The sequence below is a fragment of the Streptomyces sp. NPDC093586 genome (assembly GCF_044764905.1).
GTDB lineage: Bacteria > Actinomycetota > Actinomycetes > Streptomycetales > Streptomycetaceae > Streptomyces.
Map to the genome: position 1 here is coordinate 1 of NZ_JBIWJA010000007.1, position 25258 is coordinate 25258.

At 72.1% G+C, this 25258-nt stretch carries 23 protein-coding genes and 3 pseudogenes; 2 read left to right on the top strand and 24 right to left on the bottom strand.

What is annotated here, in order from left to right; all coding sequences use genetic code 11:
• Positions 1 to 636 precede the first annotated feature (636 nt).
• The 6 genes and pseudogenes from ACIRFH_RS10015 to ACIRFH_RS10040 all read right to left on the bottom strand — a co-directional run bounded on the left by ACIRFH_RS10015 (position 637) and on the right by ACIRFH_RS10040 (position 4651).
• Positions 637 to 1188, bottom strand: a complete 552-nt coding sequence (locus tag ACIRFH_RS10015) for an SMI1/KNR4 family protein (RefSeq protein WP_403518717.1) — start codon at positions 1186 to 1188, stop codon at positions 637 to 639.
• A gap of 124 nt (positions 1189 to 1312) precedes the next feature.
• A complete protein-coding gene (locus ACIRFH_RS10020) occupies positions 1313 to 1609 on the bottom strand; it encodes a DNA/RNA non-specific endonuclease (protein WP_403518718.1) in 297 nt (98 codons plus the stop codon).
• Positions 1610 to 1635: 26 nt separating this feature from the next.
• Complete coding sequence (locus ACIRFH_RS10025) at positions 1636 to 1839, bottom strand: hypothetical protein (RefSeq protein WP_403518720.1); 204 nt, start codon at positions 1837 to 1839, stop codon at positions 1636 to 1638.
• Between the two features lie 9 nt (positions 1840 to 1848).
• On the bottom strand, positions 1849 to 3369 hold the full coding sequence (locus ACIRFH_RS10030) for a hypothetical protein (RefSeq protein WP_403518722.1): 1521 nt from the start codon (positions 3367 to 3369) through the stop codon (positions 1849 to 1851).
• A 52-nt stretch (positions 3370 to 3421) separates the two neighbouring features.
• Positions 3422 to 3532, bottom strand: a pseudogene (locus ACIRFH_RS10035) (IS5/IS1182 family transposase); the annotation flags it as partial.
• 333 nt (positions 3533 to 3865) lie between these two features.
• Positions 3866 to 4651 carry an SDR family NAD(P)-dependent oxidoreductase gene (locus ACIRFH_RS10040; RefSeq protein WP_403518724.1) on the bottom strand — a complete coding sequence of 262 codons (786 nt, stop codon included), beginning with the start codon at positions 4649 to 4651 and terminating at the stop codon, positions 3866 to 3868.
• A 150-nt stretch (positions 4652 to 4801) separates the two neighbouring features.
• Here ACIRFH_RS10040 and ACIRFH_RS10045 point away from each other — a divergent pair, with 150 nt between their 5' ends.
• Positions 4802 to 5464: a TetR family transcriptional regulator gene (locus tag ACIRFH_RS10045; RefSeq protein WP_403518726.1), complete on the top strand. Its 663-nt coding sequence runs from the start codon at positions 4802 to 4804 to the stop codon at positions 5462 to 5464.
• A 58-nt stretch (positions 5465 to 5522) separates the two neighbouring features.
• On the opposite strand, the gene ACIRFH_RS10050 is transcribed toward ACIRFH_RS10045, so the two are convergent.
• The 4 genes and pseudogenes from ACIRFH_RS10050 to hsaA all read right to left on the bottom strand — a co-directional run bounded on the left by ACIRFH_RS10050 (position 5523) and on the right by hsaA (position 10423).
• Entirely contained in the window at positions 5523 to 7244 is a 1722-nt protein-coding gene (locus ACIRFH_RS10050) for an FAD-dependent oxidoreductase (protein ID WP_403518728.1), read from the bottom strand.
• A gap of 112 nt (positions 7245 to 7356) precedes the next feature.
• Positions 7357 to 8206: pseudogene (locus tag ACIRFH_RS10055) on the bottom strand (MaoC/PaaZ C-terminal domain-containing protein); the annotation flags it as partial.
• Positions 8207 to 8288: 82 nt separating this feature from the next.
• A complete protein-coding gene (locus tag ACIRFH_RS10060; protein ID WP_403518730.1) occupies positions 8289 to 9182 on the bottom strand; it encodes a VOC family protein in 894 nt (297 codons plus the stop codon).
• A 74-nt stretch (positions 9183 to 9256) separates the two neighbouring features.
• On the bottom strand, positions 9257 to 10423 hold the full coding sequence (gene hsaA / locus ACIRFH_RS10065; RefSeq protein WP_403518732.1) for a 3-hydroxy-9,10-secoandrosta-1,3,5(10)-triene-9,17-dione monooxygenase oxygenase subunit: 1167 nt from the start codon (positions 10421 to 10423) through the stop codon (positions 9257 to 9259).
• Between the two features lie 278 nt (positions 10424 to 10701).
• Here hsaA and ACIRFH_RS10070 point away from each other — a divergent pair, with 278 nt between their 5' ends.
• Positions 10702 to 12156, top strand: a complete 1455-nt coding sequence (locus ACIRFH_RS10070) for an FAD-dependent oxidoreductase (protein WP_403518734.1) — start codon at positions 10702 to 10704, stop codon at positions 12154 to 12156.
• Positions 12157 to 12500: 344 nt separating this feature from the next.
• Here the strand turns inward: ACIRFH_RS10070 and ACIRFH_RS10075 are convergent, their stop codons facing one another.
• From ACIRFH_RS10075 to ACIRFH_RS10140, 14 genes and pseudogenes are all read right to left on the bottom strand, one after another.
• Positions 12501 to 14066, bottom strand: coding sequence for an FAD-binding protein (locus ACIRFH_RS10075; RefSeq protein WP_403518736.1), 1566 nt, complete (start codon positions 14064 to 14066; stop codon positions 12501 to 12503).
• A gap of 172 nt (positions 14067 to 14238) precedes the next feature.
• Positions 14239 to 14688, bottom strand: coding sequence for an SRPBCC family protein (locus ACIRFH_RS10080; protein ID WP_403518738.1), 450 nt, complete (start codon positions 14686 to 14688; stop codon positions 14239 to 14241).
• Positions 14689 to 14711: 23 nt separating this feature from the next.
• A complete protein-coding gene (locus ACIRFH_RS10085) occupies positions 14712 to 15488 on the bottom strand; it encodes an SDR family oxidoreductase (protein ID WP_403518740.1) in 777 nt (258 codons plus the stop codon).
• 42 nt (positions 15489 to 15530) lie between these two features.
• The gene (locus tag ACIRFH_RS10090; RefSeq protein WP_403518742.1) at positions 15531 to 16637 is read right to left on the bottom strand and encodes a 2Fe-2S iron-sulfur cluster-binding protein; all 1107 of its coding nucleotides are present in this window, start codon (positions 16635 to 16637) and stop codon (positions 15531 to 15533) included.
• The gene (locus tag ACIRFH_RS10095) at positions 16630 to 16857 is read right to left on the bottom strand and encodes a hypothetical protein (protein WP_403518744.1); all 228 of its coding nucleotides are present in this window, start codon (positions 16855 to 16857) and stop codon (positions 16630 to 16632) included. The genes ACIRFH_RS10090 and ACIRFH_RS10095 overlap by 8 nt, the downstream gene beginning before the upstream one ends.
• A 1-nt stretch (position 16858) precedes the next feature.
• Positions 16859 to 18019 (bottom strand): Rieske 2Fe-2S domain-containing protein, encoded by a 1161-nt coding sequence (locus tag ACIRFH_RS10100; RefSeq protein ID WP_403518746.1) that lies wholly within the window; start codon positions 18017 to 18019, stop codon positions 16859 to 16861.
• Between the two features lie 37 nt (positions 18020 to 18056).
• Entirely contained in the window at positions 18057 to 19079 is a 1023-nt protein-coding gene (gene dmpG / locus ACIRFH_RS10105) for a 4-hydroxy-2-oxovalerate aldolase (RefSeq protein WP_403518748.1), read from the bottom strand.
• A gap of 11 nt (positions 19080 to 19090) precedes the next feature.
• Positions 19091 to 20002 (bottom strand): acetaldehyde dehydrogenase (acetylating), encoded by a 912-nt coding sequence (locus tag ACIRFH_RS10110; protein ID WP_403518750.1) that lies wholly within the window; start codon positions 20000 to 20002, stop codon positions 19091 to 19093.
• Between the two features lie 7 nt (positions 20003 to 20009).
• Positions 20010 to 20588 (bottom strand): 2-keto-4-pentenoate hydratase, encoded by a 579-nt coding sequence (locus ACIRFH_RS10115; RefSeq protein WP_403518752.1) that lies wholly within the window; start codon positions 20586 to 20588, stop codon positions 20010 to 20012.
• A gap of 75 nt (positions 20589 to 20663) precedes the next feature.
• Entirely contained in the window at positions 20664 to 20792 is a 129-nt protein-coding gene (locus ACIRFH_RS10120) for a hypothetical protein (RefSeq protein ID WP_403518754.1), read from the bottom strand.
• A 259-nt stretch (positions 20793 to 21051) separates the two neighbouring features.
• Positions 21052 to 21966, bottom strand: a complete 915-nt coding sequence (locus ACIRFH_RS10125; RefSeq protein ID WP_403518756.1) for an SDR family oxidoreductase — start codon at positions 21964 to 21966, stop codon at positions 21052 to 21054.
• A gap of 59 nt (positions 21967 to 22025) precedes the next feature.
• Positions 22026 to 22620 (bottom strand): annotated as a pseudogene (locus ACIRFH_RS10130) (SDR family oxidoreductase).
• A 431-nt stretch (positions 22621 to 23051) separates the two neighbouring features.
• Positions 23052 to 24170: a fatty acid desaturase family protein gene (locus tag ACIRFH_RS10135; RefSeq protein WP_403518758.1), complete on the bottom strand. Its 1119-nt coding sequence runs from the start codon at positions 24168 to 24170 to the stop codon at positions 23052 to 23054.
• Positions 24171 to 24177: 7 nt separating this feature from the next.
• A complete protein-coding gene (locus ACIRFH_RS10140; protein WP_403518761.1) occupies positions 24178 to 25233 on the bottom strand; it encodes a ferredoxin reductase in 1056 nt (351 codons plus the stop codon).
• Between the last annotated feature and the right edge of the window lie 25 nt (positions 25234 to 25258).

Sequence of the window (25258 nt, forward strand, 5' to 3'; positions counted from 1 at the left end):
CACGTCACCCTCAGCCCCAACCGGATCGGAGACATCGCCCGCGCTGCCATCGTCCTCAACGGAATCTGGAAATGATCATCGTTGAGAAAACGTCAGTAGGCTCCAGACTTCGTGGCTCGTTCCGCAAGCGCTTTGCTTCGGAACCTCAGGTGGACACACGACACGCGGATCACACCGAAGCCGAACGCCCGTATCCAACAGCTTCGTCACCCGCTGCCCGCCCACACCGCAGTGAGCGATACGCTGTTTCCACTGCTCAGGCAGCCTGGCGGTCGTCCTCCGGGGCCGACCGAGGATCGCAACATCTGCGTGGCGGAGGGCGAGACCGACTCGCCCGGAAAACGACAGGTACCTGCCCGAGGGCGGCTTCGAATCGAACGGTCGCATGCCGCCGCACTTGCGGTACCAGCGCGTCGCGACCGTCGGCGCCACGCCGACGACGGCGGCGGCCTCCTCAGCGAGAAGGCCCTTGGCGATCTCCGTCCAGAACGCCGCCTCGACATGACGCTGATACTTCGGATGCCCCGGAGACCTCAGCTTCGGACGCAGCGCCCGGTCCGCTGCCTGCTGACGACGCACCATCCAACACCTCCATGCGTACGAGGTGTTGCGACGACCAGTTGAATCCGCCTGGAGCTATATCGGAGGTCGTTGCATCTGTCGAGCCGGACGGAATTTATGGGACAGGAGAGGAAACCGGTCCCACAGGATGCCCGACTGGATTTCACCACTAAGTACAGCAGCGAGAAACCGCGTTACGGTCATGCCATATCGCTCCCATTCCTCTCCGGACTCACTATTGATCAGAATGGGCCGGGAAGCAGGTGCGTCGCCCGGCCGCACAAGCCAGTAGAGGTACTCTCCGTTGTCTGTGGTTGCCCAGCAGATCAGACGGCTCCCCTGAGGCTCCATCCCGGCCGGCTTATCTTCGTATTCCCAGAGATCATCGTTGGCTTCTTCGCGCTCAGCGCTGATTTTCAACAGGTCATAGACATCGTTCGGACATCCGGGCTCCAGCAGGAGGAGATAGTCGTCAACGTAGCCGCCACCGTACGCTTCGATGAGTTCTTGATAGTCGGCGGGCAACGTGGTATGCAGATTTTTCTCGACCGCGCTCCAGTTCGGAGCGGTCGGCGGCCCTGCGGGCGTTGGCAGGAGCTCGGTAAGTCTGTTTAGCTCCGGACTCATCGGACTGTCACCCTTCTATGCGTTGGTCATCCCTTACGGTTCCAGATCGTGAAGATGTTGGTTCCTTCTCCGCTACTTCCGCGGGGGTGCATTTTGAATCCATTGTCTCCGTGGGCTTCTATCGTCACCCCAAGAGGGATCTTGGCATTGTTGTCCGTGTAGATGGCGTGACGCTGTACTCGATTGTTTCGCCGTCGCGGACAGCGTTACGGACATGCATTTCGATCTTTCGCATGACTGGCGAGTTGGCATAGCTGTGCATGGTGAAGAAGTTGCGTGGGTCCTTGTTGGATCCGCCGATCATGGCGGCGAGCAGATGCGCTCGGCTGTACCCCCCGCATCTGAGTGGGTCCCGATGTCCACGGTTCTTGTGGTGGCGCCGTCGGCCAAGAGGCCGTCTTGGGTTTGGGTGCTCTGCCATGCGGTGGACGATCGCTCGGACGTTCTTCAGCGGCCGTCGCACGGGCCGTCGTCCGCAGACACCGGCTTGGTGTCTGCCGCCAGGCAGGAGGAGTACACCCGCGACGGTGTGGGCTGCGGGTCCGGTGCCGAGGAGGCGCTCAGTTTGACGATGACGGCGAGGCCAGCCACGCACAGCACCGCCCACGCGGCAACCCACGCGCGGCGACTCATCCGTATCGGCTCAGACATCCAGGCATCCTACGAGCGCCGCGGCGGGCTCTCGCCGCTCGCCGCCGTCGGCGCGGTGACGGCGCCGTTCAGGCATTGGTCGAGGAGTGCGTTCATGCGGGGGACGGGGAGGGACGGGTTGGCCGCGGCGCCCTCTGCGGTGCGGAGGTCGGTGAGGAGGGTTTCCAGGGTCTCCGGTGTCAGGGTCGGGTTGGCGGCGGCTGCCCGGCGTACTGCATCGTCGGGGTCTCCCAGCGGAGGTTCGGGCAGGGTGGGGTCGGCCGCGGCCAGGGCGCGCACCTCGGGGTCCGGGTGGGCGATGAGGTGGGTCCAGCCGGTGCGGGGGAACGCGGGCAGGGTCAGCAGGTGCGGACGGTGGGCCGGGCGGGTCACGAAGACGTCCAGGAGGAGGTGTGGCGGAGCCAGCGGGTGGTGGCAGGCCAGCCGGATCCGTACCTGCTCGTCATCGTCCAGCGCCAGTGTCCCGACGAGCTCTGCGGGCAGGCCGGGCCAGCTCGCCGCAACCCGGCGGAGCACCGGTTCCTCGGACGCAGCGCAGGTGGCGTACCAGTCCGGCGACGGCTCGGTGGCCGGCTGCGTGATCGGGCAGGTGCAGTCGGGCCCGTGACCGACGACTTTTTGGACCTCCTGGAATTCGGCCCAGGTACGGATGGAGGGCTGGAGGCGGGCACGCATCCGCACGTCCTCGTCCGGATCGTGACGCAGCTCCGCCGCCTCCGGGCCCAGGTCGGGGCGGGTGGCGACCAGCCTGCGGATCTCTGTATCGGGGTGGCGGGCGAGCCGGGCGAGGGCGTCGGCCGGGGTATGGCGGTTCCGGGCCAGCGGGTCTACCTCGTCGTCCGCGAAGCACTGTTCTACGACCGCGGGTGACAGGGCACAGGTGCTGAGCACGGACACCGCGTGGCGTGATCCGATGGGCGGCAGCTCGGCCTCCACCGCCGCGGGGTCCAGCTGCCGACTGCCCCTCCTGGCTGCTTCCCGTACGGCGGGGTCGGGGTCGTCGAGCAGGGCACGGCGCTGCGCAGCGGTGAGCGACTGCCACTGGAAGGCGGCGTACAGACGGAGTGCGGGGTGGTCGTGACCGGCCATGTCCCGGGGGAAGGACGGAGGGACCTGCCGGGAGGACCAGAGCTCCCCGACGATCTCCTTTTCGGTGACCTTGCCGTCCTCGCCTCCTTCCTGGGCGGTCAGGAAGGTGACGAGGATGTCGTCCGGCAGGGGCCGGACCCATCGGGGCTGGGGCCAGGGGCCGCGGGCGAGATGCGCACGGACGAGTCCCGAAGGGTCCGATGCCAAGGGAGCGAGTCGCGCCGGGTCGACGTGCAGGTTGCGGGCGAGGCCGCGGCGGATCCGCTCGACCGGGTGGCGGAGGGCCGCATCGATGACGGCGTCGGGCAGGTCGCGGCCCTCGCACATCAGCAAGCCGGCCTCACCGGCCGCTTCGTCCAGGAGGCGTATCAGCACGTCGGCGGGCGCCGCCGCGTTGAAGGCGATGCCGCGCAGCCACAGTTCACGGAGAGAGTCGGACACCGCGTCATCCTGCCACCTCGCCTCCTGGACCGGGCCGCGGTCACCACGATGACCGCACGTTCGCCGAGAACCGGTAGTTTCGCGAGGATGCTCCGACCGTGCGGTCGCGGACCAGGACGGGGGTGCCGTCCACGATCCACAACCGGTCGGTGGCATCGGCGCAGGCCCGACAGGCTCTGGTGCCGCAACAGGCGACGTTCGCCCCGTCGCGACGCCCGGCACGCTCCCCCGGAGAAAGTGCCCCCACTCGCCGCACCGGACGAACGCCCGCGTACGTCCGGTACGAGGGCTTCCGGCCGGCACTCCCCCAGCCTCCGGCCGGGGGGACCCCCGGAGCACGCACCGGACGCCGCTCCTCACCGGGCGAACGTCGCCTGCCGCGGCACCAGCGCGAGACGCGGTCCGAGTGGCTGGATCACCCGGCACACCGTCACCGTCGCCTGAGCCCGCCCCGGCCGCGACCGACCGGTCCGCGCAGGACCGGGTCCGAGCGCCCTCAGAAGTGGGTGCCTCCGTCGATGCGTATCTCGGTGCCGGTGATGAACGCGCCGTCCTCGGAGGCGAGCATGGCGACGACGCCGGCGACAGACTCGGGACCGGCGAAACCGTCGCCGAGCGCGGGGGACAGCTTGGCGAACAGGCTCCAGTCGGTGTCCTCGGGCAGGCCGGGTCCCTGGCTCTGCCTGCTCTCGCCCGAGCCGTCGGTCATGCCGGAGGAGATGGAGCCGGGCTGCACGGCGGTGAAGCGGATGCCCTGCTTGCCGTACTCGGCGGCCAGCGCGTGGGTCATGGACTGGATGCCGCCCTTGCTCGCCGCGTAGGCCGCCATGTACGGGTGGGCGAACATCGCCGAGGTGGAGCTGAAGTTGACGACGGCCGGGGCGTCGCCCTCCAGGAGCGCCGGGATCGCCTCGCGGATCATCAGGAAGGTGCCGGTCAGGTTGACCGTGATGACGCGGGTGAAGTCGGCGAGGGACGTGGTGTGGGTGTGCGAGGAGCGCAGGATGCCGGCCGCGTTGACCAGGACGTCGAGGCCGCCGAGGGCGGCCAGGGCGGCGGCGACACCCGCGCGCACGGAGGCCTCGTCGGAGATGTCCAGGGTCAGCGTGGTCAGCCGATCGGAGCCGGTGCCCGCCTTGGCGTAGGTGTCCTTCAGCCCCGCCTCGCTCACGTCCGCGGCCACCACCTCGCCGCCCTCGGCCAGGATGCGCAGCACGGTGGCCTGGCCGATGCCCGAGCCGCCGCCGGTGATCAGCGCCCGGCGTCCCTGAAAGCGGTTCATGGAGTTCTCCCTCTGGTGCGTGTGCGGTGTATGTGCGGTGTGCGTGGTGCCGCGGCGTCGCCGAGCGATGTCCACAGTACGCCTTGGTGGCACGTTTTGACACAACGGCGTGGCATGCCTGTGGAGGGTGCGGCCGCGTACGCTTTCCCCATGACCCAGTCCCGGCCGTCCCGCTCGACCCCGACCCCGACCTCGCTGACCGAGCGCCGCAAGGCGGCGACGCAGCTGGACATCGCCCGTGCGGCGGCCGAGCTGTTCACCGAGAAGGGGCCCGACGGCACGACGGCCGAGGAGATCGCGGACCGCGCGGGTGTCGCGCTGCGCACCTTCTACCGGTATTTCCGCAGCAAGCAGGACGCGGTCGGACCGCTTCTGTCGACCGGTGGGGACCGCTGGCGGGCGCTGCTCGCGGAGTCCGGTTCGCAGGTGGCGCTCGCCCAGGCCCTGGAGTCCGCCGCGGTCGCCTCCTTGTCCTCCCCTGAGCCCGCGGCAAAGGACGAGGGTCTGCGCTGGACCCGCGGGCTGCTGCGGGCGGCCCGGCACGATCCCGCGCTGCGAGCCGTCTGGTACCGGGTGAACCAGGAGTCCGAGGAGCGGTTGCTGCCGATCGTCACCCGTCTGGCCGGACCGGACTGCGACCCGCTGGAAGTGCGCCTGGTCGCCGCCGCGGCCACCGACGCGATCCGTGTGGCGCTGGAGACCTGGGCGCTGGCGGACACGGACACCGGCGAGGCGGCCTCCCCGGCCCCACTCGTGGTGCGATGCCTGCGGGAACTGACGGGCGGCCTGCGCCTGCTGACGGCCCGGCTCTGACCCGGGCCGGCCCGATACGGTCTCGGCCGGCAACGAGGGTGTGCTGCGCATCGCGGCCTCATGCGCGGGTGATGTGGTCGACCGCGAGCCAGCTGAACGTCATGGCGGGGCCGATGGTGGCACCGGGGCCCGGGTAGGTGGCGCCCATGACGGCGGCCGAGACGTTGCCGGAGGCGTACAGACCCTCGATCACCGTGCCGTCCTCCCTGAGCACCCGGGCCGTGGCATCGGTGACCAGGCCGCCCTTGGTGCCGATGTCGCCCGGATGCACCGGGACGGCGTAGAACGGGCCCTTCTCCAGGGGTGCCAGATTGGGGTTCGGCAGGGTCGGGTCGCCGTAGTAGCGGTCGTAGACGCTGTCGCCGCGGTGGAAGTCCTCGTCGCGGCCGGCGCGGGCGAAGCCGTTGAAGCGCCGCACGGTGGCGCGCAGGCGCTCGGGCGCGGCGCCGATCAGGGCGGCCAGCTCCTCGACGGTCCCGGCCTTCTTGACCAGGCCGCTCTCCAGCCACGGCCGGGGGAAGGGCTGGCCCGGAAACAGTCCCATGAAGAGGTAGCGGGACTTGGCGGTGGCGTCGAGGATCAGCCAGGAGGGGACGGTGCTCGCCCCGGGCCGGTCGGCCGCGTACATGGCGTCGACGAACTGATGGTAGGGAGCGGCCTCGTTGGCGTAGCGTTCGCCCGCCGAGTCGACGATCACCATGCCGGGGATGCCCCGTTCGGCGACGAGGAAGAAGGGCCTGCCGCCGTGCTCCTCTCCGCCGGAGGCAGGTGGTACCACCACGGACGGTGCGCCCCAGACCCGGTCCATCAGGTCGACCGCGGCGCCGACGGCCATGCCGGCCTGCAGGCCGTCGCCGGTCTGTCCCTCGGGGGCGGCGCTCCATTCGGAACGGGTCGGCGCCGGCAGGTACTTCTCCCGCAGTGTCTGGTTGTGCGAGAAGCCGCCGGAGGCGAGGATCACGCCGCGCGTCGCCCGTACGGTGACCTGCCGGCCCGCGGGGGATTCGCCGTCCGGGTCCGTCCGGGAGCCGGGGAGGGTGACCCGGATGCCGGTGATCCGGCCGTTCTCCTCCACCAGTGAGGTCAGCGGGGCGGAGAGCCACAGGTCGCCGCCGAGGGCGTGCAGCGAGTACCGCATCCGGGCGACCAGGGCCTCGCCGAGGGCTATCGGTCTCCTGCCGGTGAGCAGGGCGCCGACCGCGCGGGCGCCGACCTTCGCGGACGTCAGTTTGCCGGCCCAGGTGCGCCGCACCATGTTCAGGTGGCGGAAGTCCTTGGAGGTGATGGTGAGTCCGTAGGTGGGGAGCCCGGCCCGGCGCATGGTGGCGCGCTGACCGGGGGTGAGCCGGGTGAGGTCGAAGACCTGCGGTTCGACGGAGCGGCCCTGCGGGAAGCCTCCGAGTTCCTCGGGGAAGTAGTCGGGGTAGCCGGGCGTGTACACGAACCGCACGGCCGTCCGGTCGTGGAGCTCGCGGACCATCCGCGGCCCGTGTGCGAGGTAGGCGTCCTTGCGGGCGGCGGGGACCCGGTCGCCGACGGTGGCGTCCAGGTAGGCGCGCGCCTTCTCGGGGGTGTCCGCGAGGCCGGCTGCGTCCAGGTGGAAGTTGCCGGGCACCCAGATGGCGCCGCCCGACAGGGCCGTCGTGCCGCCGTACCGTTCGGTCTTCTCCACCACGAGGGCGGTCAGTCCGCGCAGACGGGCGGTGATGGCGGCGGTCATCCCGGCGGCGCCGGACCCGACCACGACGACGTCGTAGGAGTGGTCCCATTCAGTGCTCATGCGAAGGTGCGGTCCTCTCTGGTGCTGTGGCCCTCTCCGGTGCCGTGGCCCTCTCCGGTGCTGCGATTCCCTCCGGTGTCGCGGTCCGTTCCGGTGTCGCGGTGAGCCGGGCGTCGGTGAGGACGGGGGCGTCGTCGCGCTCCGCGGCGGTGGCCGTCAGGCGGTAGCCGTCCTCGGTCTCCCACACGCGCAGCCGCAGGGTCTCGCCGGGGAAGAAGACCCCCGGAGAAACGGGTGCGGCATCCGGTGACGCGGGCGGCGTCTCCGCCCAGCAGACGGTCGGTCACGGTCTTGACCGCCATGCCGAAGGTGCACAGTCCGTGCAGGATGGGCCGGTCGTAGCCGGCTCGGCGGGCGACATGCGGATCCGCGTGCAGCGGGTTCCAGTCCCCGGCCAGCCGGTAGAGCAGGGCCTGTTGACGCAGGGTCGGGATCTCGGCCGTCAGATCGGGCTCCCGGTCCGGCGCGGGCAGGCGTCCGGACGGGCCCCGGTCGCCGCCGAAGCCGCCCTCGCCGCGGACGAAGATGTGGTTGCGCTGGGTGATCAGTGGCTCGCCGTCCTCGTCGAGGAGGGTGGATTCCTGGACGGTGACGGCGGCGGTGCCCTTGTCGTGAACGGCCGGCACACGGGTGACCGTTGCTCCGCGGGCCGCGGCGGGCAGCGGGCGGTGCACGGTGATCTCCTGGCCGCCGTGCAGCACCGCGGCCAGGTCGATGTCCACGCCGGGCAGGTCGAAGACCTGGAAGCCCACTCCCCCGCTGCCGCCGGCCACGACGCCGAAGGTGGGCAGCACCTGCAGGCCCCGCTCGTGCCGTTCGTGGACGTAGCGCAGTTCGGCGGGGTCGGTCTCCGGGACGCCCGCGCCCAGCGCCAGGTGGTAGAGCCGCACCTCGCGGTCGTCCCAGACCGCGGGGGCGCGCACGGGCGGGGCGGAGGTCACCTTCTCGACGTCGATCGGCATGGGAGGCGGATTCCTTCGCGGGTCGCGTTTTTCTTCGCGGGTCGGTGAGGGCGGTGCTCGGTTCACGGGCGGGTCGTGAGGGTCAGCCGTTCCAGTGGTGGCCCCAGAAGCTGTCGGCGGTGATCTCCTTGGCCACCCAGGTGGCGGGGTCGACGATCAGGCCGTCCCAGCCGTACTCGACCTGGAAGCCGCCGGGGGCCTGGGCGTAGAAGGAGACCATGTGGTCGTTGGTGTGGCGGCCGAGGCTGGAGGCGATGGGGATGCCGGCGGCGTTCATGCGGTCCAGGCCCCGGCCCACGTCGTCGAGGGTCTCCAGCTCGACCATGAAGTGGACGATGCCGGGCGGCAGCGGGGCGGGGTACAGGCCGAGGCTGTGGTGGCGCCGGTTGGGACTGAGGAAGTGCATCCAGTGGAAGTCCCGCTCCCGGGTGGCCGTCGGCACGGCCTGCGGCGGCAGCTTCATCGAGTCGCGGAGCTGGAAGCCGAGCAGGTTCTCGTAGAAGTCGAGCGCGGCCTCGATGTCGGGCACGGGCAGCACCACGTGGCCCAGGCCCAGGTCTCCGGTCACGAAGCGGTTGCCGTACGGGGTGCCGAGCGCGGTGTGGTCCTGCGCCTGGCCCCAGTAGATCTCCAGCGGGTTGCCGCAGGGGTCCGTCACGTGGACGAGGCCCTGGACCCGGCGCTCGGCGAGTTCGGCGGCGTCGGCGCTCTTGACGGCGTGGCCGGCCGCTTCCAGTTCCCGGGCGGCCGTCGCGAGCGCGGCGGCGTTCGCGACCTCCCAGCCGGCCGCCAGCAGCCGGTCGCTCTCCCCCGCCTGGACGACGAGGCGGTAGGCGCGGTCGTCGACGCGCAGGTGAAGGGTGTCCTCGGTGGTGCCGGAACCTTCCACCATGCCGAGGATGTCGAGGGTGTAGGTGCGCCACTCCTCCAGTTTGGTGGTCTCCAGGCGGAGGTAGCCGAGCGCGCGGATGTCCATGGTGAGGGGGCCTTTCGGTCTGGGGCGGCAGCGGTGCGGCAAGGGGTGTGCGGGCGGGCGAAGGTGACGGAGTGTCAGAACATCGTGTCCTCGACGACCAGGCCGAGGGACGCCTGGCCGAAGAGGAGCAGGGCGCGCTCGGGGTCGTTGGCGGCGTGTCCGCGGCCGGTGTGCGCGTCGCGCCAGGCCCGCTGGACGGGGTTGGGGCCGGTGCGCATGGCGTTGCCGCCGGCGTTCTCCATCAGCAGGTCGAGCGCCGCGACCGCGCGTTCGGTGGCGATCACCTGGTCCCGGCGGGTGCGGGTGCGCAGTTCCGTGGAGAGTTCCTCGCCGCGCCGGGCGAGGGCGTACATCTCGCCGATGTTGCGGGTCAGTTGCAGCCAGCTGGCGTCGATGTCGCTGGCGGCGCGGGCGATGCGCACCTGGGCGAAGGGGTCCTCGGCGACCTTCTGTCCGTAGGAGACGCGGAACCGCCGCTTGGTCGTCTCCACGTAGGACTCGTAGGCGCCCTCGGCGATGCCGACGATGGGGGTGGAGATGGTGGTGGTGAACACGCCGGCGTACGGCAGCCGGTACAGCGGCTCGTCGTTGAGCGCGTGGCCGGGCACCTTCAGGGCGGTGACCGGGCCGAAGCTCAGGGCGCGGTGGTCGGGGACGAAGACGTCGTCCGCCACCACGTCGTTGCTGCCGGTACCGCGCAGTCCGACGGTGTCCCATACGTCGTCGACGCGGTACTCGGTGCGGGGGACCAGGAAGGTCCGCATGTCGACCGGGTTGCCCTCGGCGTCGGGGACGACGCAGCCGAGCAGGGCCCACTGGGCGTGGTCGCAGCCGGAGGAGAAGTGCCAGCGGCCGGAGAGCCGGAAGCCGCCGTCGACCGGGGTGGCCTCGCCGGTGGGGGCGTAGGAGGAGGCGATGCGGGTCTTGGGGTCCTCGCCCCACACCTCCTGCTGGGCCCTCGGGTCGTACAGGGCGACGTGCCAGGGGTGGATGCCGAGCACCGAGGCGACCCAGCCCGTGGAGCCGCACGCCTTGGCTATCTCCTTGACCGCCGAGTAGAAGACCAGCGGGTCGGCCGCCCGGCCGCCGAACGCCTTGGGCTGCAGGAGCTGGAAGAAGCCGGTGTCCTCCAGTTCCTTGACGGAGTCGTCGGGCACCCGCCGCAGCTCCTCGGCCTCGGCCGCGCGTTCGCGCAGCGTCGGGGCCAGGGCGCGGATCGCTGCCAGCACGTCTTCGGCCATGGAGGGTCCTCTCGGTTCACGGTGGCGGTCGTGGCAGGACCGTATGCCGAGCCGCTGCGGGAGCGACATGCGCGGCTCCCACTGAGCGGGAAGGCGCGGCGGTGCCGGCTCGGCGTGAGGGGGTCGTCGGGCGGTGTTCCGGCGGCGGGCACCGCCTGCGGGGTGCCCGCACCCGGCGTGGCGACGGTGTTTTCCCGGTCACCGGGAGCCTCGTCCTGTGCCGCGCGGTGCCGGCGCCTACGCTCCTGCCCTCTTTCACGAGGCGAGGGAAGGTCGGTATGAGACCGTACGCAGCAACGGACATCGGCACCTGGGACCTCACCGCGGACGTCGTCGTCGCCGGTTACGGCGTGGCCGGGGCCTCGGCCGCCGTGGAGGCCGCGCGGGCCGGGGCGGAGGTGCTGGTCCTGGAACGGGCCGGCGGCTGGGGCGGGGCCGCCGCGCTGGCGGGCGGCTTCGTCTACCTGGGCGGGGGCACCGCCCTGCAGCGGGCCTGCGGATTCGACGACACGCCGGAGGCGATGGCCGCGTTCCTCATGGCCGCGATGGGGCCGGGGGCCGACCCGGCGAAGATCACCGCCTACTGCGAGGGCAGCGTCGCGCACTTCGACTGGCTGGTCGGGTGCGGGGTGCCGTTCAAGCCGGTCTTCCACGGCGAGCCCGCCTGGGAGCCGGCGGCCGACGAGGGACTGATGTACTCCGGCGGCGAGAACGCCCATCCGTTCGACGAGATCGCCGCGCCCGCGCCGCGGGGGCATCTGCCGCGGATGGAGAACAAGCGGACCGGGGAGCGCGGGGGTGGCTACATGCTCATGAAACCCCTGGTGGAGACCGCCGGGCGGCTCGGGGTGAAGGCCCGTTACGGGGTGCGGCTCGACGGGCTGGTGACCGAGGCGGACGGCACGGTGTGCGGTGTGGTCGCGCGCAGCCTCGGTGAGCGGGTCACGGTACGGGCCCGGCGCGGGGTCGTGCTGGCCACCGGCTCCTTCACCTACAACGAGGCGATGCTGGCCGCGCACGCCCCGCTGCTGGTGGGCCGTCCGGGGTCGGCGGTCGAGGAGCACGACGGTGTCGGCGTGCGCCTGGCGCAGGCGCTGGGTGCGGGGGTCGCGCACATGGACGCCTGCGAGGTCGCCCTCCACATGGACCCGCAGTACCTGATCCGCGGCATCGTGGTCAACGGCCGGGGGCAGCGGTTCATCAACGAGGACACGTATCCGGGACGGATCGGTCAGGCGGCCCTCTTCCAGCAGCGGAACGAGACGTTCCTGGTGCTGGACGAGGAGGGGTTCGAGGAGGCCCGCCGGGTGTCCGCCGCGCCGGACATGCTCCAGCTGCGGCCGGCCTGGGTGTGCGAGACGGCGACGGAGCTGGCCGCGGAGGCGGGGCTGCCGCCCGGCGCCCTGGAGGCGACGCTCGCCGTCTACAACCGCCACGCGGAGGAGGGCCGGGACCCGCTGCTGCACAAGGCCGCGCGCTGGCTGCGGCCGTTGCGGGGGCCGCTGGGCGCCGTGGACCTGCGGGGCATGACCTCGGGGTTCGCCCTCGGCGGGCTGACGACCGGCCCGGACGGGGAGGTGCTGCACGTGAGCGGGGAGCCGATCCCCGGGCTGTACGCGGCGGGGCGGGTCACGGCGGGCATCGCGGCCTGGGGGTACGCGAGCGGCGCGTCGCTCGGTGACGGCAGCTTCTTCGGCCGCAGGGCGGGACGCGGGGCGGCGCTGCGCGGATAGGTCGGTGTGCCGTCGTCCGGTTTCCGCCCGCCCTCGTGGCGGGAGCCGTGCGGCGGGCCGGAGCCGGACGACCGGGCCTCGTGAGGACCGACAGCCGGGCCTCGGGGACCGACAGCCGGACCTCGGGAACGGGGCGGGAGTCCGCCGGTGTGTCCGGGGCTCCGGGCCTGCGGCGGTGAACAAGGCGCCGCCACTCCCCCAGCGGTGCGGGAGTGGCGGCGGGAGGCGTGGGGGGGGGGCCCGCCGGGGGCCCCCCCCCCCCGCCCCCCCCCGGGGGGGGGGCCCGGGCCCCCCCCGGCCCCCCCGGGGGGGCGCGGGGGGGCCCCCCCCCCACGCGGCGGGAGTTATCCGTTCGTCCCCCGCGCCGCCAGGTCGGCGGCGGCCATGTGGCCGAAGACCATCGCGGAGCCGATGGGGACGCCGGGGCCGGGGTAGCTGGGGCCGGCCACCGAGGCGGTGGTGTTGCCGGCCGCGTACAGGCCGGGGATCGGGGTGGCGTCCTCGCGCAGCACCCGGGCGCGGGCGTCGATGCGCACGCCGCCTTTGGTGCCGAGGTCGCCGAGCACGATCTGCACGGCGTGGAACGGTCCTTCCCCGATCGGCACCAGGCAGGGGTTGGGTCCTTCGCCCCGGGCGAAGAAGCGGTCGTAGGGGTCCTCGCCCCGGTGGAAGTCGGTGTCCACGCCGTCGGCCGCGTAGCCGTTGAAGGTCCGCACCGTGGCGCCCAGGGCCTGCGGGTCCACACCGATGGCGCGGGCGAGGCCGTCGAGGGTGTCGGCGGTGTGCCACAGCCCGGCCTCGGTGAAGGCCTTCCGGTCGGCGGGGACGACGGTGATGCCGGGCAGCTCGTCGCCGGACCGGTTGTCGAAGATCCACCAGACGGGGTTGTCGGGGGTGGTGCCGGCCTTGGCCTCGCGCATCCGGCGGCCCATCCGGTCGTACGGCAGCGACTCGTTGGCGAAGCGGCGGCCGGCGCCGTCCACGAAGATGCCGCCGTGCAGGCCCAGGGTGAAGGCGGCCGTGCCGTCGGGGAAGCGCAGCGAGGGGCACCACCAGGACTCGTCGAGCAGGCCGGTGGCGGCTCCGGCGTCGACCGCCGCGAGCAGCGCCTGGCCGGTGTTGGCCCCTCGGGGGCCCATCGTCCAGTCCGCCCCGTGCAGGCCCTGCCAGTCGCGGCGCAGGGCGGCGTTGCCCTCGAAGCCGCCGGCGGCGAGCAGGACGCCGCGGCGGGCCCGGATCCGCAGGGTGCGGCCGTCGTGCAGGGCTTCGGCGCCGACGACGCGGCCGTTCTCGGTGATCAGCCCGCGCAGTTCGGTGCGCAGCAGGGTGCGGCCGTTGCCGGTGGACTCCAGGGCGAGGAGCAGCCGGCCGATCAGGGCGCGGCCGTCGGTGAGCGGTCCTTCGCCCACGGGCAGGCCGAGCCGCTGCGCCCACACCGGGGGGCGTACGGCGTCGAGGAGGGCGTGGGGCTCCTCGGGGGCGGGCAGGTCCACGGGGAAGACGGCGCGGCCCGCGTCGAAGCGGCCGGGTGCCGCGAAGTAGTCGGGGAACGGGCGGTACTCGAAGCGGGGATGGGGGTTGTCCTCGAGGAACGCGACCGTTTCGGCGGCGTGGTCGAGGTAGGCGTCCTGCAGCTCGTGGGGCGTGGTGTCGCCGACGACCGCGCGGAAGTAGGCGCGGGCGAGGTCGGCGGAGTCGTCCAGGCCGCCGCGGGTCTGGGCCTGGTTGCCCGGCAGCCACAGGCCGGCGCCGGAGTAGGCGGTGGTGCCGCCGAAGTACTCGGTCTTCTCGATGACCAGCGTGTCCAGTCCGCGAGCCGCCGCGCCGTACGCGCCGGTGAGCGCGCCGCCGCCGGAGCCGGCCACGAGGACGTCGCACTCCTGGTCCCAGGTGTCGCCTGTGTTCGCCATCTCGTCCCTCGGTTGTGGGTGGTTACGGGTGTGGGCGTGCGCCGGTGACCGGGAGGGCAGGGCGCTCGTGCGGAAGTGCGGCCGGGGCGCGGGGCCGCCGGGACGCGTCCCTGACGCGGGGCCGGTGCGCCGTGCGGGGGCCGCGTGCGGTGGTGACCGCGTGGTGAAGTGGTCAGCCCCGGGTTCGGGGGAAGCGGGCGCGCAGGGCTTCGAGTCCTGCGGCGTAGGTCCGGTCGCCGATGAGCGACTCCACCCGGGGCACCACCTCGTCGGGGCCCCGGTACACGGCGGACCAGCGGATCTCGGCGCCGTCGGGGTGCGGGTCGACGGCGAGGGTCGCCACGTAGTCGCCGACCGGCAGGACCACCGGGTCGAGGAGGGCGTAGCGGTACCGGTGGGTGTCGGTGTCGCGCTCCAGCAGGCGTTCGCGGGCGACGACCTCACCGTCGACGGCGAACACCCGGACGGCGCCCGGGACTTCGGGGTCGGCGGCGCCCTCGATGACGGACGGCGGCAGGTGCGGGTGCCAGTCGGCGAGGGCGTCGAAGCCGCCGACGGCCGCCCACACCTGGTCCGGAGTGGCGCCGAGAACGGCGGAACGTTCGAGCCTGTGCAGGGTCATGGAGGGCTCCTCGGGGCGCGTGGTCACCAGCCGCGGTCGCCGCGCAGGGCCGCGTCGGCGCCGCCGTCGGCGAAGACGATCTGTCCGGTGACGTGGGTGTTCTCGGGCGAGGTGAGCCAGGCGATCAGCGGGGCGATCTGTTCGGGGCGGGCGTGGCCGTGCAGCGGCATCGGCACGCTCCGCTCGACGAGTTCGCGCAGGGCGGGGTCGTCGAGCAGGGGCCGGGTCATCGGTGTGAGGACCACTCCGGGTGCCACGGCGTTGAGCGGGATGCCCGCTGCCGCCCAGTCCGCGGTGACGGCGGCGCGACGGACCCAGCGGGAGACCGCGGCCTTGGAGGAGGTGTAGACGAGGTGCCCTTCCCCTCGATCGACGGCCGCCTGGGAGGCCGCCACCGCCGCCTGTTCGTCGCCGGCGAGCGCGGCGTCCACGATCGCGGGGTCGGTCGGGTGGACGGCGTCGACCGAGCCGACGACCAGGGCGCGGGGGTCGGTGCCGGCGGCCAGCAGCGGGCGCAGTCCTTCGAGGGTGGAGACGGCGCCGAAGTGGTTGACCTGGACGGTGAGCGGGTCGAAGTGCGCGATGCCCGCGCAGGAGACGACGGCGTCGAGGCGGCCGCCGGTCAGTTCGCGGGCGCGGGTGACGAGTTCGGTCCGGCCGTCGTCCGTGGACAGGTCGGCGGAGATGTCGCCGTCCTTGACGTCGGCCCCGATGACGGCGTGTCCCTGCGCGCGCAGGAGGTCCGCGGTGGCCCTGCCTATGCCGGAGGCCGCCCCGGTGACCAGATACGTACGGGGCATGGTCTGTTCCTTCCGGGTACGGGGTCCGGTGCCGCTCGCGTGTCAGGAGTAGGTGATCCCGATCCGGTCGGTGAGGGGCACGGCCTGGCAGGCCAGGACGTATCCCTCGGCGATGTCCTGCTCGTCCAGGACGTCGTTGCGGACCATCTTCACCTCGCCGGTCACGACCCGGCAGGTGCAGGCGCTGCAGGCGCCCTCGCGGCAGGAGTACGGGGCGTCCATCCCCGCGGCGAGGAGCACGTCGAGCAGCGGTGTCCCGGGCGGCCAGGCGACCGTGCGGGTCTCTCCGTCGAGCTCCACCTCCGCCGTGCTGCCGCCCTCGCCCGGCGCGGACCCGCCGACGGCCGGGGTGTCGAAGACGTCCGGGCCGAGGGAGAAGAACCGCTCCCGGTGGATCCGGTCGCCGGGTGCGCCGAGCGCGCGCAGGCACTGCTCGGCGGCGTCCATCATCGGTTCCGGGCCACAGACGAAGACCTCCCGGCCGGCGTACGGCGCGAGCGCGGCGGTCAGCCGTTGCGCGACGGGGAATCCTTGGAGCGACTCCAGCCAGTGGATCACCAGCAGCCGGCCGGGGTGGTCCTCGGTCAGTTTCCGCAGTTCGTCGCGGAAGACCACCGAGGACTCGTCGCGGTTGGCGTAGAGGAGCGCGAGCCGGCCCCGCCCCCTCGTCAGGACCGACTTCGCGATCGACAGCACGGGGGTGATGCCGCTGCCCCCGGCGACGAGCAGCAGATCCGCGTCGAGGGAGTCCGGCGTGAAGGCGCCGGCAGGCGGCAGCGCCTCCAGCTCGTCGCCCACCGACACGTGGTCGCAGACCCAGTTGGAGCCGTGGCCGCCGGCCACCCGTTTGACGGTGACCTTCATGGGCTCGCCGGTGTGCGGTGAACTGGCCAGGGAGTAGCAGCGGGCGGCCGCCTTCCCGTCCGTCCCGGGCAGCTTCAGGGTGAGGAACTGCCCGGGACGGTAGGCGAAGCGGTCCGCGCTCTCCGGCGGTGCCTGGAGCACCAGGGAGTGCGCGTCGGCCGTCTCGGCGATCACCTCGACGACGCGCAGCCGGTGGGTGCGTGACCCGGTCGCCGGGCTGCCGGCCGGACCGGTCGTCGAGCCGCTCGCCGGCCCGGGCGTCGCCTCAGGCGTCGGCTCAGACATCGGCGATCTCCAGGGTGCCCTCCTCGACCGCGCGGTCGATGCTGCCGCGCAGCGCCCGGCAGGTCCGGATCCGGGCGCTGCTCCCGCCGGCGGCCACCCGGTCGCGGAACTCCGCGCAGGCGACCGCGGCGTCGGCGGTCCACTGCACGGAGGTGTGGGCCACGCTGAACTTCTCGCACAGGACCTGGTTGCCGCAGGTCACGCACTCCACCGGCTGCATATCAGGCTCCGGACCCCGTCTGCTCCTGTGCCCGGCGGCGGGCGATGTTCTCCTCGACCTCCGCGCGCCACGCCTTGTTGGCCCGCTCGGTGTCGACCTCGAACTCGAACCGCCGCACCATCTCGTCCTTGACGTCGGCGATGTCGACGTAGAACTGCTCGTACCAGCGGCGCAGTTGGTAGACCGGGCCGTCCTCCTCGGTCAGCAGCGGGTTGTCGATCCGGGTCTTGTTCCGCCAGATCTCCACGTCCTGTTCGAAGCCGACGGCCGCGCCCTTGGCGGTCTGCCGTGCGGCCTCGGCGGCCTGCTCGTCCGTCATGCCGGGGAGCCTCTTGACGATCGCCCCGTACTGGAGGAGGAAGCTGTTCGCGTCGATCGGGTAGTGGCAGTTGATCAGGACGATCTCCATCTCGGCGCCGCCGCCGACGTCGCTGTAGAGATAGTCGATCATGTAGGAGGGGCCGTAGTACGAGGCGTCGGACCGCAGCCGGCCGGCGCTCAGCGTGCCCAGCTCCATGTCGCCGCGCGGGCTGCTCTCCATGTACTGGGTGGCCACGTGCCCGTCGAAGACGTTCTTGAAGTACTCCGGGAAGGAGTAGTGGACGTAGTAGAAGTGCGCCATGTCCACGATGTTGTCCACGATCTCGCGGCAGTTGGCGCCCTCGACCCGGAGGGTCTTCCAGGTCCAGTCGCTCCACTGGTCCGCGTCCGGGCCGTGGACGCCGGCGATCTCGGGGACGGTGACCTCGGGCGGTGGGGGGTCGCCCTGGGGGTCGTGCCAGACGAACAGCTGCTTGTTGCGCTCCAGGACGGTCCAGGCGCGGGTGCGGGCGCGCGGCGGGATCCGGCGGGCGTAGGGGATGCCGGCGCAGCGGCCGTCGCCGGACCAGCGCCAGTCGTGGAACGGGCAGGCCACCGCGTCGCCCTTGACGGTGCCCTGGGCGAGGTTGCCGCCCATGTGCGGGCAGTAGGCGTTCAGGACGTGCAGTGCGCCGTCGTCCTGGCCCTGGAAGACGACCAGTTTGGTGCCGAAGGCCTCGATCTGGTGCGGCTTGCCGTCCTTGAAGCCGTCGGCGAGCCCGAGGCAGTGCCAGCCCCGGGCGAAGCGGGCGGGTGGCCTGCCCGCGTCGATGACGCGGACCTCGTCGGTGGGAGCAGTCATCTTGTCCTCCGGTGTCGGCCGCCTGCGGCGGGCGGCCTCAGTTCTGTGCGGCGAGTTCCACGGCGATGTCGATGAGCTGGTCCTCCTGGCCGCCGACGAGGCGTCGCTCGCCCGCGCGCAGGAGGATCTCGGCGCCCGGGACGCCGTAGCGCTCGGCCTGCCGGTAGGCGTGCTTGAGGAAGCTGGAGTAGACGCCGGCGTGGCCCATCAGCAGGGCCAGCCGGTCGAGCCGGCACTCCTCGTCCATCACCGGGCGGACGACGTCCTCGGCCGCGTCGATGATCTTCAGTACGTCGATGCCGGTGCGGATGCCCATCTTGGCGCAGACCGCGACGAGCGCCTCGACGGCGGTGTTGCCGGCGCCGGCGCCGAGGCGGCGGGTGGAGCCGTCGATCTGCAGGGCGCCGGCCTTGATCGCGGCGATGGAGTTGCCGGTGCCGAGGGCGAGGTTCTCGTGCCCGTGGAAGCCGACCTGGGCGTCGTCGCCGAGTTCCGCCACCAGTGCCTCGACGCGCTCGGTGACGTCGTCCATGACCATGGCGCCGGCCGAGTCGACGACGTACACGCACTGGCAGCCGGCGTCGGCCATGACGCGGCCCTGCCGCGCCAGGTTCTCGGGCGTGGTGGAGTGGGCCATCATCAGGAAGCCGACGGTCTCCAGGCCCATCTCGCGGGCGAGTCCGAAGTGCTGGACCGCGATGTCGGCCTCGGTGCAGTGGGTGGCGATGCGGCAGATGCTCGCGCCGTTGCCGTGGGCGGCCCGGATGTCGTCCTTCACTCCCAGTCCGGGGAGCATCAGGAAGGCGATGCGTGCCTGTCGCGCGGTGTCCACCGCGATCTTGATGAGTTCCTGCTCGGGGGTCCGGGAGAAGCCGTAGGTGAAGGACGAGCCGCCGAGTCCGTCGCCGTGGGTCACCTCGATCACCGGGACGCCGGCGTCGTCGAGGGCGGCGACGACGGACCGTACGTCCTCGCCCGTGAACTGGTGCCGCTTGGCGTGCGAGCCGTCGCGCAGCGAGGAGTCGGTGACGCGGATGTCGAGGGTTTCGGAGTAGGGCATGCGGGTGCTCCTTACGCGCCCGGGGCGAGGAGCGCCTTGGCGAACTCCTCACCGACCTTGGTGGCGGCGGCGGTCATGATGTCGAGGTTTCCGGCGTACGGCGGCAGGTAGTCGCCCGCGCCCTCGACCTCCAGGAAGACCGCGACGCGCGCCATGCCGCCGTTCTCGGGGCGCGGATCGTCGAACTGCGGGTCGGCGCGCAGCCGGTAGCCGGGCACGTAGGCGGCGACCTGTTCGGCGATCTCCTTGACGGACTGGGTGATCGCGTCCCGGTCGGCGTCCTCGGGGATCGCGCAGAAGACGGTGTCGCGCATGATGACGGGCGGTTCGGCGGGGTTGAGGATGATGATCGCCTTGCCGCGTCCGGCGCCGCCGATGGTCTCGATGCCGCGGGAGGTGGTGCGGGTGAACTCGTCGATGTTGGCGCGGGTTCCGGGCCCGGCCGAGACGGAGGCCACGGAGGCGACGATCTCGGCGTAGGGCACGGGGACGACGCGGGAGACCGCGTACACCATGGGGATGGTGGCCTGCCCGCCGCACGTGATCATGTTGACGTTGGGACGGTCGAGGTGCTCGCGGAGGTTGGCGGGCGGGACGACGGCGGGGCCGACGGCGGCCGGGGTCAGGTCGATCGCCCTGATGCCGAGTTCGGCGTAGCGCGGGGCGTTGGTCCGGTGGACGTGGGCGGAGGTGGCCTCGAAGACGAGGTCGGGGAGCTCGCTGCGGTCGAGCAGCCGGTCGACGCCTTCGTGGGTGGTCTCCAGGCCGGCGGCGCGGGCGCGGGCGAGGCCCTCGCTGTCGGGGTCGACGCCGATCATCCAGCGCGGTTCGACGAGTTCGGAGCGGAGCAGTTTGTGGAGCAGGTCGGTGCCGATGTTGCCGGATCCGACGATCGCGGCACTCGCCTTGGTCCTGACGGTCATGATCACCTCAGTCGAACGAGAGGGACACCGAGCCGAGCCCGGTGAACTCGGCGGTGAAGGTCTGTCCGGCCGTCACGTCGACGGCGCGGGTGCACGAGCCGGGCAGCACCAGGTGCCCCTTGCGCAGGGGCACGCCGAAGCGGGCCACGGTGCGGGCGAGCCAGGCGACGGAGACCGCCGGGTCGCCGAGCACGGCGTCGCTGCGGCCCTCGGCCAGCAGCTCGCCGCCGGCGGTGAGGCGGGCGTCGATCGCCTTGAGGTCCAGCTCGTGCGGGGCGCGGCCCTCACCGATGACGTATCCGGCGGAGGAGGCGTTGTCCGCGATGGTGTCGGCCAGGGAGATGCGCCAGTCACGGATCCTGCTGTCGATCAGCTCCAGCGCGGGGACGACGTACTCGGTGGCGGCGAGCACGTCCGCCACGGTGCAGTCCTCGCCGGGCAGGTCGGCGCCGAGGACGAAGCCGACCTCCACCTCGACGCGCGGGGCGCAGTAGCGGGAGACGGGGACGGGTCGGTCCCGGCTCAGTTCCATGTCGTCGAGCAGGTGGCCGTAGTCGGGTTCGTCGACGCCCATCATGCGCTGCATGACGGGTGACGAGAGGCCGACCTTGTGGCCGCGGACCTCGGCCCCGGCGGCGAGGCGGTGCCGGATGTTGACGAGCTAGATCTCGTACGCGTCCTCGGCACCGATCTCCGGGAAGGTCCCGGTGAGCGGGTCGACCGGCGTGCGGCGGCGCTCGGCGTCACGCAGGATCTGCGCCGCGTGCTGCCTTAGGGGGTCCGTGAGCATGGGGGTCCTCTGCGGTGCGATGGGCTGTCCGGGGAGGCTAGGCGGGGCGCTGCCGCGGCGGGGAGCGCGAGTTCCCGCTGACCGGGAAAGGGCGCGGCGGGGCGGGCGGAGCGGTTCCTGGGCGCCGGCGGGCGCTCCGCCCGGGCCGGGTCACCACGGCCGGCACCGTGCCGTGGCCCCACCGAGGGCACCACGGCGGGCGCCGGTCGCAGACCCGGCAAGACCACCACACCGCGTACCGGTCGCAGACCCGGCAAGGTCACCGCGCGCCGTACACCGGCTGCGGGGGCTCGGCCTCGGACAGCAGGGCGAGGGCGGTCTCCCCCGCCTCGGCCGGGGTCCAGCGGGCGCCCTTGTCGGCGGTGGGGCCGGGCCGCCAGCCCTCCATGACGGTGATCCGGCCGGCCTCGGCCTCGAAGACCCGGCCGGTGACGCCGTCGCAGGCGTCCGAGCCCAGCCAGACGACGAGCGGCGAGACGTTCTCCGGGGCCATGGCGTCGAACGCGCCGTTCTCGGGGGCGACCATGGTGTCGGCGAAGGTCGTCTCGGTCATCCGGGTGCGGGCGACCGGGGCGATGGCGTTGACCTGGACTCCGTAGTGACCCGCCTCCGCCGCGGCGACGAGCGTCAGCGCCACGATGCCGGCCTTCGCCGCGGAGTAGTTCCCCTGGCCGACGCTGCCCAGCAGACCCGCTCCGGAGGCGGTGTTGACGACGCGGGCGCGCGGTGTGCGGCCCGCCTTCGCCTCGGCCCGCCAGTGCGCGACGGCGTGCTTGAGCGGCAGGAAGTGTCCCTTGAGGTGGACGCGGACGACGGCGTCCCAGTCGTCCGCGTCCAGGTTGACGAGCATGCGGTCGCGCAGGAAACCGGCGTTGTTGACGAGGGTGTCGAGGCGGCCGAAGGCGTCCAGCGCGGTGGCGACGAGCGAGGCGGCGCCGTCGGTGGTGGTGATGTCGCCGTGGTGGGCGACGGCCCGGCCGCCGAGGGCGCGGATCTCGTCGGCGACCCGCTGGGCGGGGCCGGCGGTGCCGCCGGTGCCGTCGAGGCCGACCCCGAGGTCGTTGACGACGACGCTCGCTCCCTCGGCGGCGAAGGCGAGGGCATGGGCGCGGCCGAGTCCGCGGCCGGCTCCGGTGACGACGGCGACGCGCCCGGCACAGATTCCGGTGGTCATGGTGGTGGCCTGCCTTTCACGGTGGGTTCGTCCGGGGGCTGTTCAGAGTTGCGTCCGGGTCAGTTGACGGTGGCGGCGTCGAGGAAGGCGGGGCGTTCCCCGCCGCCGTGGACGTGCAGGGCGGCGCCGCTGATGTAGGCGGCGCGGTCGGAGGCGAGGAAGACGCAGGCGTCGCCGATGTCGGCGGGTTCGGCGAGCCGGCCGAGCGGCACGGTGCGGCCGACGGCGGCGATGCCGTCCTCGTCCCCGTAGTGCAGGTGGGACAGTTCGGTGCGGACCATGCCGAGGACGAGGGTGTTGACCCGGACCAGGGGCGCCCATTCGACGGCCATGGAGCGGGCGAGGTTCTCCAGGCCCGCCTTGGCGGCTCCGTAGGCGGCGGTCCCCGGGGACGGGCGGGTGCCGCTGACGCTGCCGATCATCAGCATGGCCCCGCCTCGGGACTGACGGCGCATCACCTCATACGGTCACGTCGTGTCGGACGAACCGGGCGGCCGGGCCGAGGGAGGCGGCCGTCGCCTCGCCCTCGGCCTCCAGCACGTCGGTGAGGACGACGTTCGCGCCGAGTCCGGCGAGCAGGCGGACCTCGGCCGCGCCCATGCCCCGTGCCGCGCCGGTGACGAGCGCGACCTTTCCTGTCAGATCGTCGGGCATCAGCGGTTCTCCTGAGTTGCGGACGCTCGGAAGGAACCCCGTGCCGCGTCGGCACGGGGCGTCCCCGACTCTGCCCGCACCGGACCCCCGGACGGCAGCGCCCTTTCCCGGTGAGCGGGAAGCGCAGGGTGCGATGACCTGCCGGTCCTCCACGCGAAGCCGCCCCTCGCGGCCCGGCGGGTCGAAGACGGATCCCCGGGAACGGCTGGAGGACGGCAGCCGGGTCCGGCTCGGAGTGCTTACGAGGAACACCAGGAGCAGGCGCCCCAGTCTCACCCTCGGGAAGCCGACCGCGCTCGGCAGCCGGACACCAGGCTGCCCGGATGCCGTGTCGTACGCTCTGATGTCGCGGCCGCCCACCGGGCGCAACGGGTGTCACCGACCCGGCGGTGCCGCCGGGACGGCCGAAGGATCTCAACCCATACCGGGAATCAGGCCGCGACGAGCTCCCGCTCGCGGTCCGGCGTCCTGACCTCGGGCTTCTTGTTCGGCAGCGAGAGCCGGAAGACCTTGCGCCACGCGGAGAACACCTGCTTGGGCAGCGGCCCGGTGACGTACTCCAGCTCGTACTTCTCGAACAGTGCGCGCACCTTCACCGCGACCTCGGCGTACCGGTTGCTCGGCAGGTCCGGGAACAGGTGGTGCTCGATCTGGTGCGACAGGTTGCCGGTCATGAAGTGCATGGCCTTGCTGCCGCTGATGTTCGCCGAGCCCATCATCTGGCGCAGGTACCACTGGCCGCGCGTCTCGTCCTTGATCGACCGGCGCTCGAAGACCTGCACGCCCTCGGGGAAGTGACCGCACATGATCACCGAGTGGGACCAGATGTTGCGGACGAGGTTGGCCGTGAACGTGGCGGCGAGCGTGGAAAGGAACGACGGGCCCGACAGCAGCGGGTGGATCACGTAGTCCTTGAGCACCTGCTTGCGGATCTTGCGGCCCACGGCCCTGGCCCGCGCGCGGAACTCCGGGTTCTTGCGGCGGCGCTTGCTCAGGTTCTTCCCGAGCTCCAGGTCGTACGCCGCGATGCCGTACTCGAAGAAGCAGGCGTTGACGAAGTTCCACAGCGGCTGGCCGAGGTGGAACGGGTGCCACTTCTGGTCCTCGTCGACGCGCATGATGCCGTAGCCGAGGTCGTTGTCCTTGCCGATCACGTTGGTGTACGTGTGGTGCAGCTCGTTGTGCGAGTGCTTCCACTGGTCGGCCGGCGAGACGTGGTCCCACTCCCAGGTGGTGGAGTGGATCTTCGGATCCCGCATCCAGTCCCACTGGCCGTGCAGGATGTTGTGGCCGATCTCCATGTTGTCCATGATCTTCGCCACGGACAGACCGGCGGTGCCGAGCAGCCACGCGGGCGGGAAGATCGAGAACAGCAGCACGCCCCTGCTGACCAGCTCGAGCTTGCGCTGCGCCGAGATCACCCTGCGGATGTAGGCGGCGTCCTTCTCGCCTCGGCCGGCAATCACCTCGTCGCGGATCGCATCCAGCTCGCGGCCGAGCTCCTCGATCTGCTCCGCGGTCAGGTGGGCGGTGGGGTCGATGGCGGTCAAAGTGCTCCTACCGTTCGATGTCGCAGGGGCCCGCCGCGGCGGACACGCAGGTCTGGATGAGGACGCCCGGCTCGGCCTCGGTGAGCTCGCCGGTGCGCAGGTCGCGGACGGCTCCCGCCTTGAGCGGGGTGACGCAGCCGAAGCAGATGCCCATGCGGCACCCGGAGGGCATGAGCACGCCGGCCTCCTCGCCGACGTCCAGCAACGGCGTGGCGCCGTCCGCGTCGACGGTCTTGCCGGTGGCGCTGAACGTGACCTCACCGCCGTCACCGGTGACGACGACGCCGGGGCGGAAGCGTTCGGTGTGCAGGCGCTCTTGTACGCCGTGCTCAGTCCAGTGCTCCTCGACGGCGTCGAGCAGGCCCGCGGGCCCGCAGGCCCAGGTCTCGCGCTCGGCCCAGTCGGGGACGAGTTCGCCGAGACGGGCGATGTCGAGTATGCCGTCGGTGTCGGTGTGCACCTCGGTGAGCCGCAGCTTCTTGTCCGCGGCCAGGTCGTGCAGTTCGTCGCGGAAGATGACGTCCTGCGGCCGCGGCGCGCAGTGGACCATGACGACGTCGTCGAACTCGGTGTCGCGCAGCATGCTCATCACGGGCGTGATGCCGCTGCCGGCCGTCAGGTAGAGCACCTTCGCGGGCTTGGCCTGCGGCAGCACGAAGTCGCCGGTCGGCTGGTCGAGCTGGATCAGCGTGCCCGGCTTCGCCCTGTGGACCAGGTGGTTGCTGACCTTGCCGTCCGGAATCGCCTTCACGGTGATCGTGACACGGCCGTCCTGGCGGTTCGTCGGCGAGGTGATGGAATAGGCACGCCACAGGCGCACCCCGTCGACGTCGACCCCGATCCGCGCGTACTGGCCTGCTGTGTGGCCGCGCCAGCCCCGCCCCGGTCTGATCACGATGGTCGCGGCGTCACCCGTCTCGGGGTGGACGGCCTCGATGCGCCCACGCAGGTCAGCGCCCGACCGCAGCGGGCTGACCAGGTCGAGGTAGTCGGATGGCAGAAGCGGCGTCGTGACCATCTCCAGCAGTTTCCACGCCCTGCTGCGGAGGGCTGCACTCGTCATGACTTCAGCTTGATGCGCCTCAAGG